Below are 14,704 nucleotides of genomic sequence, written 5' to 3'. Positions count from 1 at the left end.
TACCACACCGCCGGCAGGCCGGGCCTCCGTCTGAGAACCGGCCCTCCTGTCGTCGAAGTCCTCTCGCGGTCCGGTCGTGGGGGGCTGGCGCGGGGAACGCGCGGCTAGGCGGAGTCACGTGTCCACGACGGTGTCGGGATTGAGTGACATCGACTCGATCCCCTGGCCGCATCATGATCCGGTGCTCACCCCGCGGGCGGTCAGGTCGAGGGCGATGTCGACGATCATGTCCTCCTGCCCCCCGACCAGCTTGCGTTTGCCGACTTCGAGCAGGATGGTGCGCACGTCGATTCCGTAGCGCTCCGAGGCGGCCTCGGCATGGCGCAGGAAGCTCGAGTAGACGCCCGCGTAGCCGAGGGTGAGAGTCTCACGGTCGACTTGGACGGGCCGGTCCTGCAGCGGGCGGACGATGTCGTCCGCGGCGTCCTGGAGGGCGAAGAGGTCGCAGCGGTGCTTCCAGTCCTGCAGGTTCGCCACGGCGATGAACGGCTCGATCGGGCAGTTGCCCGCTCCCGCTCCGTGTCCGGCGAGCGAGGCGTCCACCCGGGTGACGCCCTCCTCGACGGCGACGACGGAGTTGGCCACCGCCAGGGAAAGGTTCTGGTGGGCGTGGATGCCGATCTGGGTCGCGGGGTCGAGCAGGTCGCGGTAGGCGCGAACCCGGTCGCGGACACCGTCCATCGTTAGGCGGCCGCCGGAGTCGGTGACGTAGACGCACTGTGCGCCGTACGACTCCATGAGCTTGGCCTGGGCAGCCAGCTCCGGGGCGGTGTTCATGTGGCTCATCATGAGGAACCCGGAGACGTCCATGCCCATCTCCCGGGCCTTGCTGATGTGCTGCGCCGAGACGTCCGCCTCCGTGCAGTGCGTCGCGATGCGGACCGAACGGACCCCGAGCGAGTAGGCATCCTCCAGTTCGGCGATCGTGCCGATGCCCGGCAAGAGCAGGGTCGTGAGCGTGGCCTGGGTGATGTTCTCGGCGGCGGCCTCGATCCAGGCCCAGTCGCTGTGCGAACCCGGTCCGTAGTTGAGGCTGCCCCCCGCGAGCCCGTCCCCATGGGCGACCTCGATGGCGTCGACACCGGCCGCGTCGAGCGCGGCGGTGATCCGACCGACGTCCGTGGGGCTGATGCGGTGGCGCACGGCGTGCATCCCGTCACGAAGGGTGACGTCCTGGATGTAGAGGCGAGGGCTGTCAGTCATGGCGTCGGCTTCCGGGGGCGTGGGGGCGGTGGACTTCTGCACTGGTTCTCCGGTGCTCACGCGGTCACCGCTGCAGGGTCCTGGGCAACGGACTTGGCCGCCGCCCGCTCGACCATGCTCTCGGCCACGCGCAGGGCGGCCGAGGTCATGATGTCCAAGTTGCCGGCGTAGGCCGGCAGGTACATCCCTGCCCCCTCGACCTGCAGGAAGACGCTGACCTTTGTCGTCACCGTCGGGGCACCCTGCGGCAGGAGCGTATGCACCGGCTCGTCCTCGGGGATCGGCGTGAACTGCACCTCCTGCTTGAGGCTGTACCCGGGCACGTACTGCTGCACCTTTTCCACCATCTGCGCGATTGACTCGCGGATCGCGTCGTGGTCGGCGTCACCGATGAGGGCGAAGACGGTGTCCCGCATGATGAGCGGCGGCTCGGCCGGGTTAAGGATGATGATGGCCTTGCCGCGCTGGGCGCCGCCGACCTTCTCAATTCCCACGGTGGTGGTCTCGGTGAACTCGTCGATGTTGGCCCGGGTGCCCGGGCCGGCGGACTTGGACGAAATGGACGCGACGATCTCGGCGTAGGGAACAGGCGTGATGCGTGAGATCGCGGCGACGATAGGGATGGTCGCTTGGCCACCGCACGTGACCATGTTGACGTTGTCGGCGTCATCCTCGAGGTGCTCGTCGAGGTTGACCGGCGGGACCACGTACGGGCCGATCGCTGCGGGCGTGAGGTCGACGAGCTTCTTGCCGTATGCCGTGAGCTTTGCAGCGTTGGCCACGTGGGCCTTCGCAGAGGTGGCGTCGAACACGATGCCGATCTCGTCGAAGTTGCCCATGGCGATGAGCCCGTCGACACCCTCATGGGTTGTTGGAACGCCCATGCTCGCGGCGCGGCGCAAGCCATCGGATTCGGGGTCGATGCCGACCATGGCCCCCATCTCGAGGTTCGTGGACAGGCGTATCACCTTCAGCATCAGGTCGGTTCCGATGTTTCCCGGACCGATGATGGCCACCTTGGTCTTTGTCATGAAGGATCCTTCTTCGGGGAGCTCGTGGGATGAGGCGTCGGGGGGTTTGCTGGCTCGGGAGCGTCGGACGCGAAGGTCACGCTCACCGTGCCGAGCGCGGAGATCTCGGCGCTGATCACGGTGCCCGGAGTCACTGAGTGCATCGGACCGAGGGCGCCCGAGAGCACGACCTGGCCGGCACGCAGCGGGTCGCCAACCTCTTGGGCCGTCCGGGCGAGCCAGAGCAGCGCCAGAAGGGGGTCGCCGAGGCACGCGGCACCATTCCCCTCGGAGACCAGCACGTCATCCGCGGTCATCCGCATCGTGACGGCGATCGGGTCGAACTCGTCGAGCCGCACCTGCTTCTCACCGAGGACGAAGAGCGCGCTCGAGCCGTTGTCGGCGACGGTGTCGGTGATCCGGATGTCCCACCCGGCGATCCTGCTGTCGACGATCTCGAGGGCGGCCACGGCGTGGTCAACTGCCCGGCGGACGGTGCCGAGGTTGAGCCCGTCTTGGTCGAGGTCGGCCCTCAGGACGAAGGCGACCTCTGCCTCAACGCGGGGCTGGAGCAGGGAACCCGTCGGCACGGTGGCCAGTCCGGACACGTTCATGTCATCGAAGAGGAGGCCGAAGTCGGGTTGCTCGACACCGAGTTGCCGCTGCACCGCCGGTGAAGTGAGACCGATTTTTCGTCCGACGACCCGCGCCCCGGCAGCGCGTCTCCGGGCGGCGAGGCTGTGCTGCACGGCATACGCCCTCTCAAGGTCGGACTCCCCGATGAGGTCACGCACGGGCGGGCATGGTTTGCCGGTGCGGGAGGCGCTTTCAAGGCGCTCGACGGCCTCTAGGACGGCGGTGTCGGACTCGGGATCGGTCGTCGGCTCGGGTGAGACGGTCATGGGATCTCCTTGGGTCGGTCGGTCTCAGCGTGAAGGCTCCCTCCGCAAAGTCCTACGACTTGGTTCCACTGCGCGGAACGCCGCCTCCTGGGCCCGTGTCGGCCACGACCCAACGATCGACACACGGATCACTGCGAGCAGCTGGCCTTAATGGAATCCAGACCTCCCGTCGGGCGCGAGGTCGATGGCCACGGCCGTGTAGGAGGTTGGCAGGTCCTCGCTTACGACGTCACCGGCCATGTCTTCGAACGGCCGAATCAGCCGATTCAGGGAGACCGCGCCCCCCTCAGTCCCGGGCCGGTCAAGTCCTTCTACCTTGACCGTGCACGCACCGGTTGCGGGAGCCTTGAGCGAGCTGCGGGGATCCTGTGCTCGCACGGTGAGGCGGGCGTGGTTGCGCTGGGCAGCCACGCCCCGGCGTGGGCCGCAGCCTGATTCGCGGCAATCAAGTCTTCGGCGTGGTGGGCCTCTCGATCGCGGACCACAGGGGTGAGGGGGATCTCCCGGTTCATCGTGAGGTCCTTGATCGCGACATGGGGCGCGTTGCCACTCCCCGGAACGAAACCACCGCTGGGGGTGGTGCTCGCGGCGATTGCGGCGGCGTTGACCGCCCGGGCGGGGAAGGTCACGGCCGGGTCCGTGGTGACGTCACGGACTAGGTGGGCCAGGTCGGTGGACGTGGACAGCACCGTCGATAAGGTTCGCGCTGCGGCGGTCAAGTCGATGCGGCCGGCGATCACGTCACCGGTGGCCGTGCTTGAGCCGTCGACGGTGATCTCGCGCAGGGCCGCCCTGACCTCGGCGGCCGCGCCGGTCAGGGCGGGCACGTCGGGGCGAGCACCGTGGGCGGCGAGCTGGGCCCAAGACCGGCCGCTGGCCGCCCAGGCAGCCCGGGCCAGATCCAAGGGCTGCTCGAGCCGGGTGGCGTACTGGAAACCGTCGATGGCACCGGCGCGGGCGGCGGCGGACAGCAGCACCGCGGCGTGCCCCAGGACCAGCTCCTGGGTTCGGGCGACCAGGCGCAGGTGGCCTGCGGTGGGGTGAGCGGCGATCGCGCGGTGGGCGTGCACGTCCCACGCGGCAAGGGCGGTCGCGACCCGTGAGCCGAGCGGGGCATGGCGGTGTTCACCTGCCAGGGCGGCGGGGTAGGTGCGGGTGACGTAGGCGCCGGCGACCTGCTCCACCGCGTCCAAGCGACCCAGAAACGACCGGGGAACACTCAGGCCGCCAGGCGCGGTGACTCTGCTCCGGGGGGTCAGGGTGGCCTCAACCGAGCGCGTGTACTCCAGGACTGCCAGACGCACACCATGCGCGGTGAGGTACAGGGTGTGGATGATCCGGGTGCGGGCCGCATCGACGTCGGCGCGCACGGCGGAGTTGCCACTCGAGTGGGGCGCGCCGTGCCGGTCGACAAGCTCAGCTGCCCGGACGAAGCTGTCCGCGATGTTTTGCAGCAGGTTGTCGGTGGGTCCGGGGCCGGGCCACCGGCCGCTGCGGCTGCCGCGGTGCAGGACCGCGGTTATTGCCGCCACCCGCGCCATGGGGTCGGTGCCTGAGTGGTCCGGGGCCACGGTCACCCACCCTGGCGCGGGCAGGGCGGACCACAGGGTCGCCGCGGTCTGTACGACCTCGGGCCAGGTGCGGAGCATTGCGGCGGCGTTCAGGTCGCCGACGTCGATGAGGACGTCGCGGGCGGTGTGGTCGGCGTCCAGGAGGAGCTCTCCGACGCTGCGACGGTCGAGGCCGATCATGGTGTGGACCGGGCGATCAGGTCGCAGAGGTCGCTCACCAGAGTCGTGGTTCCGGGCGGGAGGTCCTCGCTGGGGTTCACGCGGATCAGCTGCTCCGCGCCCCGCAGCAGTGCAACCGGATCGCGCTCGGCCGGTGCGGGGACGTCGTCGACGCTCACCCCCGCTGGCAGCAGCCGCAGCACCTGCGAGGTCAGCAACGCAGCGCACACCGCGAAGTCACACTGGTCGGCGTCGGTACCGGGCAGGTCGACGGCGCGAACCTCTGCGGCGATCAGGAACCGGGCTGCGCGCTGCAGCGTCAGCACGCCGTCGGCGCCTGCTGTCGGGGTTGTGGGGTTCATGGCCTCTCCGTCACTGGGATTGTTTCCTTCACAATGCGCACTGCTGCGCGCGGAATCGCGGGGCCCGAGTTGATGTGTGGACGACGCACGCCGCGGCACGGGGTTGTGCACGAAATGCGGCACCCCCGCGCGTGGCTCACGGCTCGCCCGCATTTGTGGCCGCCTGCGCAAGTCGGCGCAGTCGGGCGACCTCCCGGGTGGTCACCGACCCGGCGCACCACTGCGTCGCCTCGGCCGCGCCCACTCCCTCATCCACGACCAACGCACGCAGTGCATCGCCGGCCCGGCGCTCGAACCGCGCCACGACGGCGTCGCGCTCCCGCAACGCGGACAGCACCTGCACTCCTAAAGCGGCGCACCGCCGGTCACGTTCGAGCCGCTCCCGCATCAAGCCGGCTTGAGCCTCCGCCGCCGCGCGACGGGCCGACTGACGCGTGGCCTGCTTCCCGTGGTTCGAGTTCACTGCCCTTGCTCCCTCCGCTGATCGCCCGCACCCCCCAAAGCCACCGACCCGCGCACTTGTGGACACCCCGCACCTGTCACCTCCGACGACCGCCCCACGCCACCGACCGCGAACCACCAGCGCGACGCCCTCAGCCACTACGTCCCTCCCCCGAAACTGCCAATCTCATGTCCTACACACCTCATGCACCCCCGGTCGTGTCGGCCGCAACCACCTGTCCACAACAGGGGTCGCCGTTGCTTTGGGCAGGGTGACGATGAGCCTCCACAAGCTGACGGCGGGGTCGGGGTATGACTACCTGACCCGTCAAGTGGCTGCCCAGGACCGCACCGAAGGCGGCCGCGCGGGCCTGGCCGCCTACTACGCCGAGCAGGGTGAAGCGCCCGGCCGGTGGGTCGGGTTGGGGCTGGCCGGGGTCGAGGGCCTCGCTGGCGGGGACGAGGTCACCGCGGATCAGATGCAGTCGCTGTTCGGGTCCGGACACCACCCCCTCGCGTCGCAGCGACAGGCCAGTCTCCAGGGCCCCGGCCTGACCGAGAGGGACTACCAGACGGTCGCCCGGCTGGGCTCGCCGTACCCGGTGTATCCCGGCGACGTCAGCGCCTTCCGGCTCGAGGTTGCGCAGCGCATGGAGAAGCTCGCCACAAGCCAAGGCCACCCGCGCGACTCTCCGCTGAGCGTGGACGAACGGGCCCAGGTCCGCACCCAGGTCGCGGTGGAGTTCTTCACCGCCGAGCACGGCCGCCCCCCAGCGGACGCCCGCGAGGTCGCCGCGACCATCGCCAGACATTCCCGCCAGCGCACCACGGCCGTGGCCGGGTACGACCTGACCTTCTCCCCCGTCAAGAGCATCAGCACCCTCTGGGCGGTGGCCCCCGTCGAGGTGGCCGCCCAGATCGAGCAGGCCCACCACGACGCCGTCAACGACGCCCTGGCGTTCATCGAGAAACACGCCCTGTACACCCGCGAAGGCGCCCGCGGGGTTAGGCAGGTCGACGTTACCGGCCTGGTCGCGACCGCGTTCACCCACCGCGACTCCCGCGCCGGGGACCCCGACCTGCACACCCACGTCGCCGTCGCCAACAAGGTGCAAACCCTCTCCGGGAAGTGGCTGGCCATCGACGGGCGGGTCCTGTTCAAGGCCAACGTCACCGCCTCCGAGACCTACAACACGGCCATCGAGAAGCACCTGCGCACCCGGCTCGGACTCACCTTCACCGAGCGGGGCGGTACGGTCCGCAGCAAACGTTCTATCCGCGAAGTCGTCGGCGTCGACCCCCGCCTGAACGAAAGGTGGTCCACCCGCCGGGCCTCCATCCAAGCCCGCCGCAGCGAGCTCGCCACCGCGTTCCAGGCCGACCACGGCCGCCCCCCGACGGTGATCGAGTCCATCCACCTGGCCCAGCGGGCCACCTTGGAGACCCGCGACGCCAAGCACGAACCGCGCGCCTTGACCGAGCAGCGGACCACTTGGGCACGCGAAGCGCGCGAGGTCCTTGGGGGCCCCGACGCGGTAACCGCAATGGTGACCGCGGCCCTGTCCCCCACCGTCAACCCCGCCGTCCCTGAGCAGGTGGGTTCGGCGTGGGTGGGAACCACCTCCAGAACCGTCTTGAGCACGCTGCAGGCCGCACGTTCGACGTGGCAGGTATGGCATGTGCGCGCCGAGGCGCAGCGTGAAGTCAGGGCCGCGGAGCTGCACTCCGATCAGGTGGAGGCGGTCGTGGACCTGCTCGTGGACGAGGTAATCACGCGAAGGTCAGTGCGGATCACCCGCGCCCATGACGACATTGTCGAACCCGAGGAACTGCGCCGCCGCGACGGCTCCAGCGTCTATCAGGTAGCCGGATCGACCCTGTTCACCTCCGCCGAAATCCTGTCCGCCGAACAGCGCCTTGTTGAGATGGCGGGTCGCTGCGACGGCCGCAGAGCAGGCGAGCACGCGGTCGCGATCGCGTTGCTGGAGCAGGCCGCGAACGGGGTCACCCTCAACGCCGGACAGGCCGCGCTAGTGCACGGGATGGCAACCTCCGGGTCCCGGCTGCAGCTGGCGATCGCCCCCGCCGGAACCGGGAAGACCACCGCCATGCGGGCCCTGGCCGCCGCATGGGAAGAAGACGGAGGCACCGTCATCGGCCTCGCACCATCCGCAGCCGCAGCCGCGGTCCTGCGCGAGCAGCTCGGCGCCGGGACCGACACCCTGGCCAAGTTGACCTGGTCCATCGCGCACCGCGACCTGCCCGACTGGGCCCACCAGATCGGCGCCGGAACGCTGGTGCTGGTCGACGAGGCCGGCATGGCCGACACCTTGTCCCTGGCCGCCACGGTCGACTTCGTGCTCGCGCGCGGCGGGTCCGTGCGGCTCATCGGGGACGACCAGCAGCTCGCCGCGATCGGCGCCGGCGGCGTCATGGGCGACATCGCCGCCACCCACGGTGCGCTGCACCTGTCCGAGCTGTTGCGATTCGTCGACACCGCCGAAGGCGCCGCATCCCTGGCGCTGCGCGACGGCCACCCTGAGGCTCTCGGGTTCTACCTGGACCGCGGCCGGATCCATGTCGGCGACCTCGGCGTGATCACCGACGACGTGTTCACCGCCTGGGCCCACGACCGCGGCAACGGGCTGGACTCGATCATGCTCGCCCCCACCCGCGAGTTGGCCTCACAGCTGAACCAGCGCGCCCAAGCCCACCGCCTGACCGGGATACAACCGCGTGCAGGAGTGCGGTTGGCGGACGGGAACACCGCCTATGTCGGGGAGCAGGTCATCACCCGCACCAATGACCGCCGGTACCGGATCGGCGCCACGGACTGGGTCAAGAACGGTGACCGGTGGGCCGTCCTCGCCGCCCATTCAAACGGGTCCCTGAGGGTGCGGCACGTCCGCCACGGGCGTGTCATCACCCTCCCAGGCACGTACGTGACCGCCTCCACGGAGCTTGGCTACGCAACCACCGTGCACAGCGCCCAAGGCGTCTCCGCCGACACCATGCACGGCCTGGCCACCGGCACCGAATCCCGACAGCAGCTCTACACAATGCTCACCCGCGGCCGACACGCGAACCACCTCTACCTGCAGGTCGTCGGCGACGGTGACCCCCACACCGTCATCCGCCCAGAGAACCTCCACCCGGGAACCGCCACCGACCTGTTGCAGGGGATCCTCGTCCGCGACGCCTCCCCCACCTCCGCATCCACGATGTTGCGGGAGCACGCGGACCCCGCTACCCGGCTCGCCGACGCCACCGCACGGTACGTCGACGCGCTCCACGTCGCCGCCGAACACCACCTCGGACCGCCCACCATCGCCCGCCTTGACGCCGGCGCAGACCAGGTCGTCGACGGCATCACCGACGACCCCGCCTGGCCGACACTGCGCGCCCACCTCGTCCTTCTCGCGGCGAGCGGCGGCGACCCCCTCACCCACCTCCAGTCCGCCGCAGCATCCCGAGAGTTCGACACCGCCGGCGACCGCGCCGCCGTCCTCGACTGGCGCCTGGACGGCACCAGCCTGCGCAACGCCGAGCCCGGGCCGCTGCCGTGGCTGCCCGGCATCCCCACCAGCCTGCGCGCCCATGAAACGTGGGGCACCTACCTAGCCGCGCGTGCAGGACTTGTCACCGACCTCGCCGCCCAGGTCCACCAGCGCACCCACACCGCGCCGACCCCCACCTGGGCATGCCCTGGCCGCGGGCGCCCCAACCCCGACATCTTGGCCGCCGTCACCGTCTGGCGCGCCGCCACCGGTGTCCATGATTCCGACCAGCGGCCTACCGGCCCCAAACAGCTGGCCAAGGCCACCGCCCTCTGGCAACGCGCCCTCGACGCCCGCGTCATCGGCGGACACTCCCCCGCGCTGGCCGAGTGGGGAGCGCTGCTCGAGGCGATCGCTCCCACCGTCCGCAGCGACGCGTTCACTCCGGTGCTGGCCGAGCGGCTCGCCGCGGTCTCCCGCTCAGGCTTGGCCGCCCACCGCTTCCTCCAAGCCGCGGTCGCCGAGGGTGACTTGCCCGACGACCACGCGGCCGCCGCCCTGTGGTGGCGGATCAGCCGCCACCTTTCCCCCGCCGTCGCGAACCGGGTCGACGAACGGCACGACCTAACCCCTACTTGGACCGCCCGGCTGAGCACATCACTCGGGCCCGACCGTGCCGCGCAGCTTCAGGACAGCCCGTGGTGGCCGTCGCTGGTCACCGTCATCGAGCACGCCCTCGCCCGCGGTCAGGCTCTGGCGGGCGTCATCGGCATGGTCGGCGCCATTGATCGGGCCGTCGACGTCGACCGGTGCCAGGCCCTGGTGTGGCGCCTGTCGGTCTTGACCGACCAGCCCACGTCGCTCGACCAGGGCGAGACCCCGCCACCCCCACCAGAGGACATCGATGCTGAGATGCCCGCGGATGCAGGGCCGTGGTGGCCCGCCGACCAGAGTCACCTCGTCGAAGCCCCCACCCCAGACCAGTGGGCCCAACTCAGCCCCGGCAGTCAAGGGCAAGGAACACCCCCCGACCATGACACGCTCCCGGACGATATGGTCACCGACCTCGCCGCCGCCGCCGTGTACCGGCAGAGCATGGGCGTCCTCGAACCCACCGACGCCCAGATCCAGCGGATGCTCAACCGAGCCGCCGCGTGGGACCACGCGGTCGCCGACCAGAGACGAATGACCCAGATCCACGCCATGGCCATGGACTTCTACGCCGCACGCGTCGACACGGGTTGGGCCGGCTTCTACCTCGACGATCGCCTGCCCGGGTGGCGGACGAGTCCTCACGTCACCGCCGGCTACGCCCCGGCATCCTGGACCGCCTTGGTGGATCATCTGGGTGGACGCGGAGTCACCAACGACGAGCTCCTCGAGACCGGGCTGGCCACCCGCGCCCGCACCGGCACCATCATCGACCGCTTCCGCGACCGCGCCATCCTCCCCATCACCCACGAGCACCAAATTCTTGGGTTCGTCGCCCGACGCCACCCGAAGCTCACTGAGGACGACCGGTGGGGACCGAAGTATCTGAATACCGCCGACACCGTGCTTTTCCACAAGGGCGCCCAACTCCACGGAGTCACCACCGAGCTCCTGGACCATGGCGCGGTGCCGGTGCTCGTCGAAGGGCCCATCGACGCCCTGGCCGTGACCCTCTCCGGCCACGGCCACTACGTCGGCGTCGCACCACTAGGAACCGCCCTCACCGATGAGCAGGCCCGAGAGCTCGCCACGCTGAGCACCCACCCTGTCGTCGCCACGGACGCCGACCTAGCTGGCCGCATCGCCGCCGAACGCGCCTTCTGGCTTCTCGCCCAACACGGGGCAGACCCGCTGGCCGTCGACATCCCCGAGGGGGCTGACCCCGCATCCGTGCTCCACAACCACGGTCCGGCTGCACTTCTTGAGTTGCTCGGCAGCGCCCGGCCCCTCGGCGCAATGCTTATTGACGAGCGGCTCGCCAACCTCCCCACCAACGCTGCCGTCAATTCAGCAGCCCGCGTCATCGCAGCGAGCCCACCGACGTCGTGGGTCGCTCAAATCCGAACGTTGCAACGCCGTACTGCCAGCCCTCTCGAGTCCATCGCCGGACTCGTGCGGACCGCCGCGACCCGTTGGAACAACGCCCCCGCGGAGGTAGCGAACGAACACCTAGCCGAGTCCACCACCATCCAAGTTCGCCTGGCGCGCACCCAAGACCCCCTGAGTCGTTGGATCTCCCTCGCCGAAGATATCCACGACGGCCTCAGCAGCGAGCCTGACTGGCCGGCTCTCGCATACGTCCTCCAGTCTCTGGCTGACAGTGACCTCGACGTGGCACACGTGACCCGGGCCGCCGTAGATCGCCGGGCCCTATCGGATCGGCCCGCTCAAGACTTGCGCTACCGACTCATCGGGCTCCTGCCGCCCCCGCCGAACAACGACCTTCCTCTCGACTGCGCGACCGCGCCGGGAGTGGTGAGTCACAGACACCAACAGCCCGGCAGGCACCCCTCAATGCATTCGCATTCGCGCTCGAACCGATGAACTCGTCAGACCAACGCGCACCGTGCCGGCGCCCAGCCCTCCGGAGTCGGATCGCCGCTCAGACAGCGTCACATCGCCCACAAAGGGCTACCCCGCGTGGGCATCTCCTAGCGCGGATGCGACGATCGAGAGTCCCGCTCGGGGTGCGACCGACCGCCCGTCGTGTGCAACATGCTGTCAGGCAGAAAACTCAGACTTCTGCGGACGTGAGATCTACTTAGTCAGCTGAAAGCCCAACCACACCGCCGTCAGGACGCGTGCAGAGAGATCTTGATGTTGGCTCTAGGCGGGCCTTGGCTCATCTCAGTCGGGGTCAGGCTGATTGTGGTCGGCGGGTCAAGCAGCCCTTCCAGCCCAAACACATCCCGGTGGGGGCCTTGAGTGCGGGTAAGCCGACCGCGAGTGCCGTCAAGCTAATGGTGATTCATGCTTCAATCCAGTTCAGGATTCTGACGCACCATGAGCGGCGGCCCCTCACCACGTCTAGGAACCTGCTGATCGCGGAAGCGGACTTCGCATGGGACGGAACGCCCTCGTCGAAGCCCGGGCACTGCTGAGGATGGGCTTCCGCGGCGGTTAGCCCCAGTCGTCGACTCATGGGCCGTCGGACCAGGCATCAGATAGGCGACTCGCTGCTAGCCTTGCGCCTAGCGGTTTCTCCCCCCGCCGCCGCTCATGGTAGTCCGCGAGCGTATGTAAGGCAGGTCCGGGTCATGCTCGAATACTCCCTTGTACTCAACGTCGCGGAGAAGGTCTACGGTCTGCTCGGCGACTCGAAGACTGATGAAGCGATAGAAGCCATCTGGAAGGGCTTGCTTGAGACATACGGGGACATCTCACAGGCACACTTCAAATCCGCCCGGCAGGCTGTTGTTTCCGCCGAACATAGCCGTGCCCCGGAACAGGAATTGCGTCATGCTATTGCGCATCTGCGAGATGCGTTTAACATCTATGAGTCCCTCTTGGAGAAGAAGAAGACCCAGCGTCTCCTTCTGGTTATCAAGTGGGAAGTTCCGGTCGTTTCAGATTTGGAAAGAGATATAGTTTGCGCACGACTGGCTGAGGTAGCGGCTCTGATGCACGGGCTGTATCGGCGCATTGGCGAGCCGGAGAACGCCGGCAAAGCAAGGGACCTGGCTTTGCCGCATCGCGACCCATTCGTCCGAGCAGTGCTCCATTCCCTATATTCTGCCAAAGAGGTGTATCGGACCAAGGGAGAACAATTCGCAACGCGCCGCACGGATGTTGAAAGAATCACTATCAGTCCATCCGGTTACAACTCACGGGAGGTAATTCCGGAGCTGTGTGAGCTAACGCCTCGGGGGGAGAAGTATGTCAAGGAGAGGCGCAAGGAGATAGAACTCAACTTCGAGAGAATGTTTCCCGTGTCCTAGTGCAATTGCACAGGCCACAGGACCGCACCGCCCTCCAGTCCCAAGCGGTCAGGCGAGTCCGGACGGAGCATCGAGTCAAGCGTGTATCAGGTCCAGCGCCGCCCACTCGACTGCCCCACCGTCCGGGCTTCAGCACGCCGACGCTTCCGGAGGTGCGTCTCTGCACCGCCAAACGGCCGTCGTCGGCGGTGACGAGATCACGACTCGCGGCAGTCGTGCCCCACTAGCGACTGAGGGGGACGAATGCGTCGTAGGGTCGGCCGATGACGAATGAGCATCTGAGTGATTCAGCCGTCCAGCGGAACGCAGAGAGCGCGATCGTCGAAGCCCTTGCGGCACAACTCGGGTGCAAGGGGGAGCTAAAGCCAAAGCGAGTGAGCGTGCTCGGTGGCAGTTACGTCCAACTGGATGCTTGCTCAGACGACGAACGCATCCTGGTTGAGGCCTACGCGAGGCAGGGCAAGCTCAAGGGTGCCCAGATCAAGAAGATCAGCCAAGACATCCTCAAACTGGCACTCCTGAAGCGCGACCCTGGCTTGAGCGACTCAAGAGCAATTGCCGTCTTCGCCAGCGAGGAAGCTCGCGATTCCATCAAAGGCTGGATCCGTTCGGCGGCCGAGCAGTTCGGGATCGAGCTGGTTGTAGTCGAGATTCCCGAGGCCCTGCGTGACGAGATCATGGTCGCCCAAGCACGACAGGTCATGGTCAACGTCGAGATTCCGATGGAGGAGATCGCGGACGACGTATCACTCGAAATGTCTTGACGGACTCCGGATCGCGAAGCCCGAGGGCCGCGCCCACCGGTGTGCCTGCGTCATACCGCCGCCTGCCGGCAGGTTTGGCATTTAACTCCCAGGGTCTGAAAGCAGTGCGGATTCGCCGTGTCGGCTCACTCGATACCACCACCTTGCGCCGTCAGCGACGAGGAGGAGGTTAATGTCGCGGTCCCTTGTGAGCGTGACGATCTCTCTCCACTTGGCCAGGTGGTTATTGCTAGCCGATGTGGCGGGGTCGGACGACAGTGCCAGCAGAGAGGCCAAGAGTGAGCGGAGCCCGTCGGGACCATCCACTCGAGCCTTCGCCTCAGAGGCAAATGTGATTTCACCCTCCCACCACGGGCCGTCGGCGGCTCTAGCGAATCCCCAAAGATCGAGCGCAGCGCCGCGGACGAATGGATCGAAAACGAGGCAGCTCTCTTCCCAGCCGTGATCCAAGACCAACTCCGCATATGAAGTGATGTGGACGAGTACTTCCGTGTGGAGTGCGACGTGATCCTCATTTCGCCCAACGAGGTGCAGGTTCTTGGAGCAAGCCCGGGCTCCCGGTACCTGGAACCCGCCGTCCGGCGCCAGCACAATCAGGCCGTGCTCAAGGGCGCGGACGAAGCCGCCGGCTTCGTCGACGCCAAGCCCGCGCCCGTAGAGGAGGCGTGGTGACCGCGTCGGGTCCCGCGGGAACTTCTTGGAGGGCCGCGAGCGACACGCTGCCGCGAATACGTCCGCGCATGCCGTGAGCATTTCGTCGGTCGTGGCTTGGGCCCGCGTCGACCAGGCTTGCTCTGGGCGACCGAGACCTCTGATGGTCCGCTCATACGACATGTTCGGAGTGTGGCTCTGGTGGTCGTGGTTGG

10 protein-coding genes are annotated in these 14,704 nt (G+C 68.1%); 3 read left to right on the top strand and 7 right to left on the bottom strand.

The annotated features are described in order from the left end of the window. Window positions 1-171: 171 nt before the first annotated feature. The 6 genes from dmpG to V6K52_RS03550 all read right to left on the bottom strand — a co-directional run bounded on the left by dmpG (window position 172) and on the right by V6K52_RS03550 (window position 5,544). Window positions 172-1,203 (bottom strand): 4-hydroxy-2-oxovalerate aldolase, encoded by a 1,032-nt coding sequence (gene dmpG / locus V6K52_RS03575; RefSeq protein ID WP_353952532.1) that lies wholly within the window; start codon window positions 1,201-1,203, stop codon window positions 172-174. Between the two features lie 56 nt (window positions 1,204-1,259). Then, window positions 1,260-2,234 carry an acetaldehyde dehydrogenase (acetylating) gene (locus tag V6K52_RS03570; RefSeq protein ID WP_353952531.1) on the bottom strand — a complete coding sequence of 325 codons (975 nt, stop codon included), beginning with the start codon at window positions 2,232-2,234 and terminating at the stop codon, window positions 1,260-1,262. Next, window positions 2,231-3,115: a fumarylacetoacetate hydrolase family protein gene (locus tag V6K52_RS03565; RefSeq protein ID WP_353952530.1), complete on the bottom strand. Its 885-nt coding sequence runs from the start codon at window positions 3,113-3,115 to the stop codon at window positions 2,231-2,233. The genes V6K52_RS03570 and V6K52_RS03565 overlap by 4 nt, the downstream gene beginning before the upstream one ends. 311 nt (window positions 3,116-3,426) lie before the next feature. Next, window positions 3,427-4,866 carry a hypothetical protein gene (locus tag V6K52_RS03560; protein ID WP_353952529.1) on the bottom strand — a complete coding sequence of 480 codons (1,440 nt, stop codon included), beginning with the start codon at window positions 4,864-4,866 and terminating at the stop codon, window positions 3,427-3,429. Continuing rightward, window positions 4,863-5,207: a hypothetical protein gene (locus V6K52_RS03555; RefSeq protein WP_353952528.1), complete on the bottom strand. Its 345-nt coding sequence runs from the start codon at window positions 5,205-5,207 to the stop codon at window positions 4,863-4,865. Before V6K52_RS03555 ends, V6K52_RS03560 begins: the two co-directional genes overlap by 4 nt. 136 nt (window positions 5,208-5,343) lie before the next feature. Continuing rightward, the gene (locus V6K52_RS03550; RefSeq protein WP_353952527.1) at window positions 5,344-5,544 is read right to left on the bottom strand and encodes a hypothetical protein; all 201 of its coding nucleotides are present in this window, start codon (window positions 5,542-5,544) and stop codon (window positions 5,344-5,346) included. Window positions 5,545-5,926: 382 nt separating this feature from the next. Here V6K52_RS03550 and mobF point away from each other — a divergent pair, with 382 nt between their 5' ends. The 3 genes from mobF to V6K52_RS03535 all read left to right on the top strand — a co-directional run bounded on the left by mobF (window position 5,927) and on the right by V6K52_RS03535 (window position 13,838). Then, window positions 5,927-11,680, top strand: a complete 5,754-nt coding sequence (mobF, locus tag V6K52_RS03545; protein ID WP_353952526.1) for a MobF family relaxase — start codon at window positions 5,927-5,929, stop codon at window positions 11,678-11,680. A 713-nt stretch (window positions 11,681-12,393) separates the two neighbouring features. After that, window positions 12,394-13,074, top strand: coding sequence for a hypothetical protein (locus V6K52_RS03540; RefSeq protein WP_353952525.1), 681 nt, complete (start codon window positions 12,394-12,396; stop codon window positions 13,072-13,074). 263 nt (window positions 13,075-13,337) lie between these two features. Continuing rightward, on the top strand, window positions 13,338-13,838 hold the full coding sequence (locus V6K52_RS03535) for a hypothetical protein (protein WP_353952524.1): 501 nt from the start codon (window positions 13,338-13,340) through the stop codon (window positions 13,836-13,838). Window positions 13,839-13,919: 81 nt separating this feature from the next. On the opposite strand, the gene V6K52_RS03530 is transcribed toward V6K52_RS03535, so the two are convergent. Further along, entirely contained in the window at window positions 13,920-14,672 is a 753-nt protein-coding gene (locus tag V6K52_RS03530) for a hypothetical protein (RefSeq protein ID WP_353952523.1), read from the bottom strand. Window positions 14,673-14,704 lie beyond the last annotated feature (32 nt).

The organism is Knoellia sp. S7-12, assembly GCF_040518285.1.
In the GTDB taxonomy this organism is placed as follows: Bacteria; Actinomycetota; Actinomycetes; order Actinomycetales; family Dermatophilaceae; genus Knoellia.
This window is presented reverse-complemented; position numbering and strand designations above follow the sequence as displayed.

Bases quoted from the DNA above. Each gene is read 5' to 3' on its own strand.
- dmpG (WP_353952532.1), bottom strand. From the start codon at position 1,203: ATGACTGACAGCCCTCGCCTCTACATCCAGGACGTCACCCTTCGTGAC.
- V6K52_RS03570 (WP_353952531.1), bottom strand. From the start codon at position 2,234: ATGACAAAGACCAAGGTGGCCATCATCGGTCCGGGAAACATCGGAACC.
- V6K52_RS03565 (WP_353952530.1), bottom strand. From the start codon at position 3,115: ATGACCGTCTCACCCGAGCCGACGACCGATCCCGAGTCCGACACCGCC.
- V6K52_RS03560 (WP_353952529.1), bottom strand. From the start codon at position 4,866: ATGATCGGCCTCGACCGTCGCAGCGTCGGAGAGCTCCTCCTGGACGCC.
- V6K52_RS03555 (WP_353952528.1), bottom strand. From the start codon at position 5,207: ATGAACCCCACAACCCCGACAGCAGGCGCCGACGGCGTGCTGACGCTG.
- mobF (WP_353952526.1), top strand. From the start codon at position 5,927: ATGAGCCTCCACAAGCTGACGGCGGGGTCGGGGTATGACTACCTGACC.
- V6K52_RS03540 (WP_353952525.1), top strand. From the start codon at position 12,394: ATGCTCGAATACTCCCTTGTACTCAACGTCGCGGAGAAGGTCTACGGT.
- V6K52_RS03535 (WP_353952524.1), top strand. From the start codon at position 13,338: ATGACGAATGAGCATCTGAGTGATTCAGCCGTCCAGCGGAACGCAGAG.
- V6K52_RS03530 (WP_353952523.1), bottom strand. From the start codon at position 14,672: ATGTCGTATGAGCGGACCATCAGAGGTCTCGGTCGCCCAGAGCAAGCC.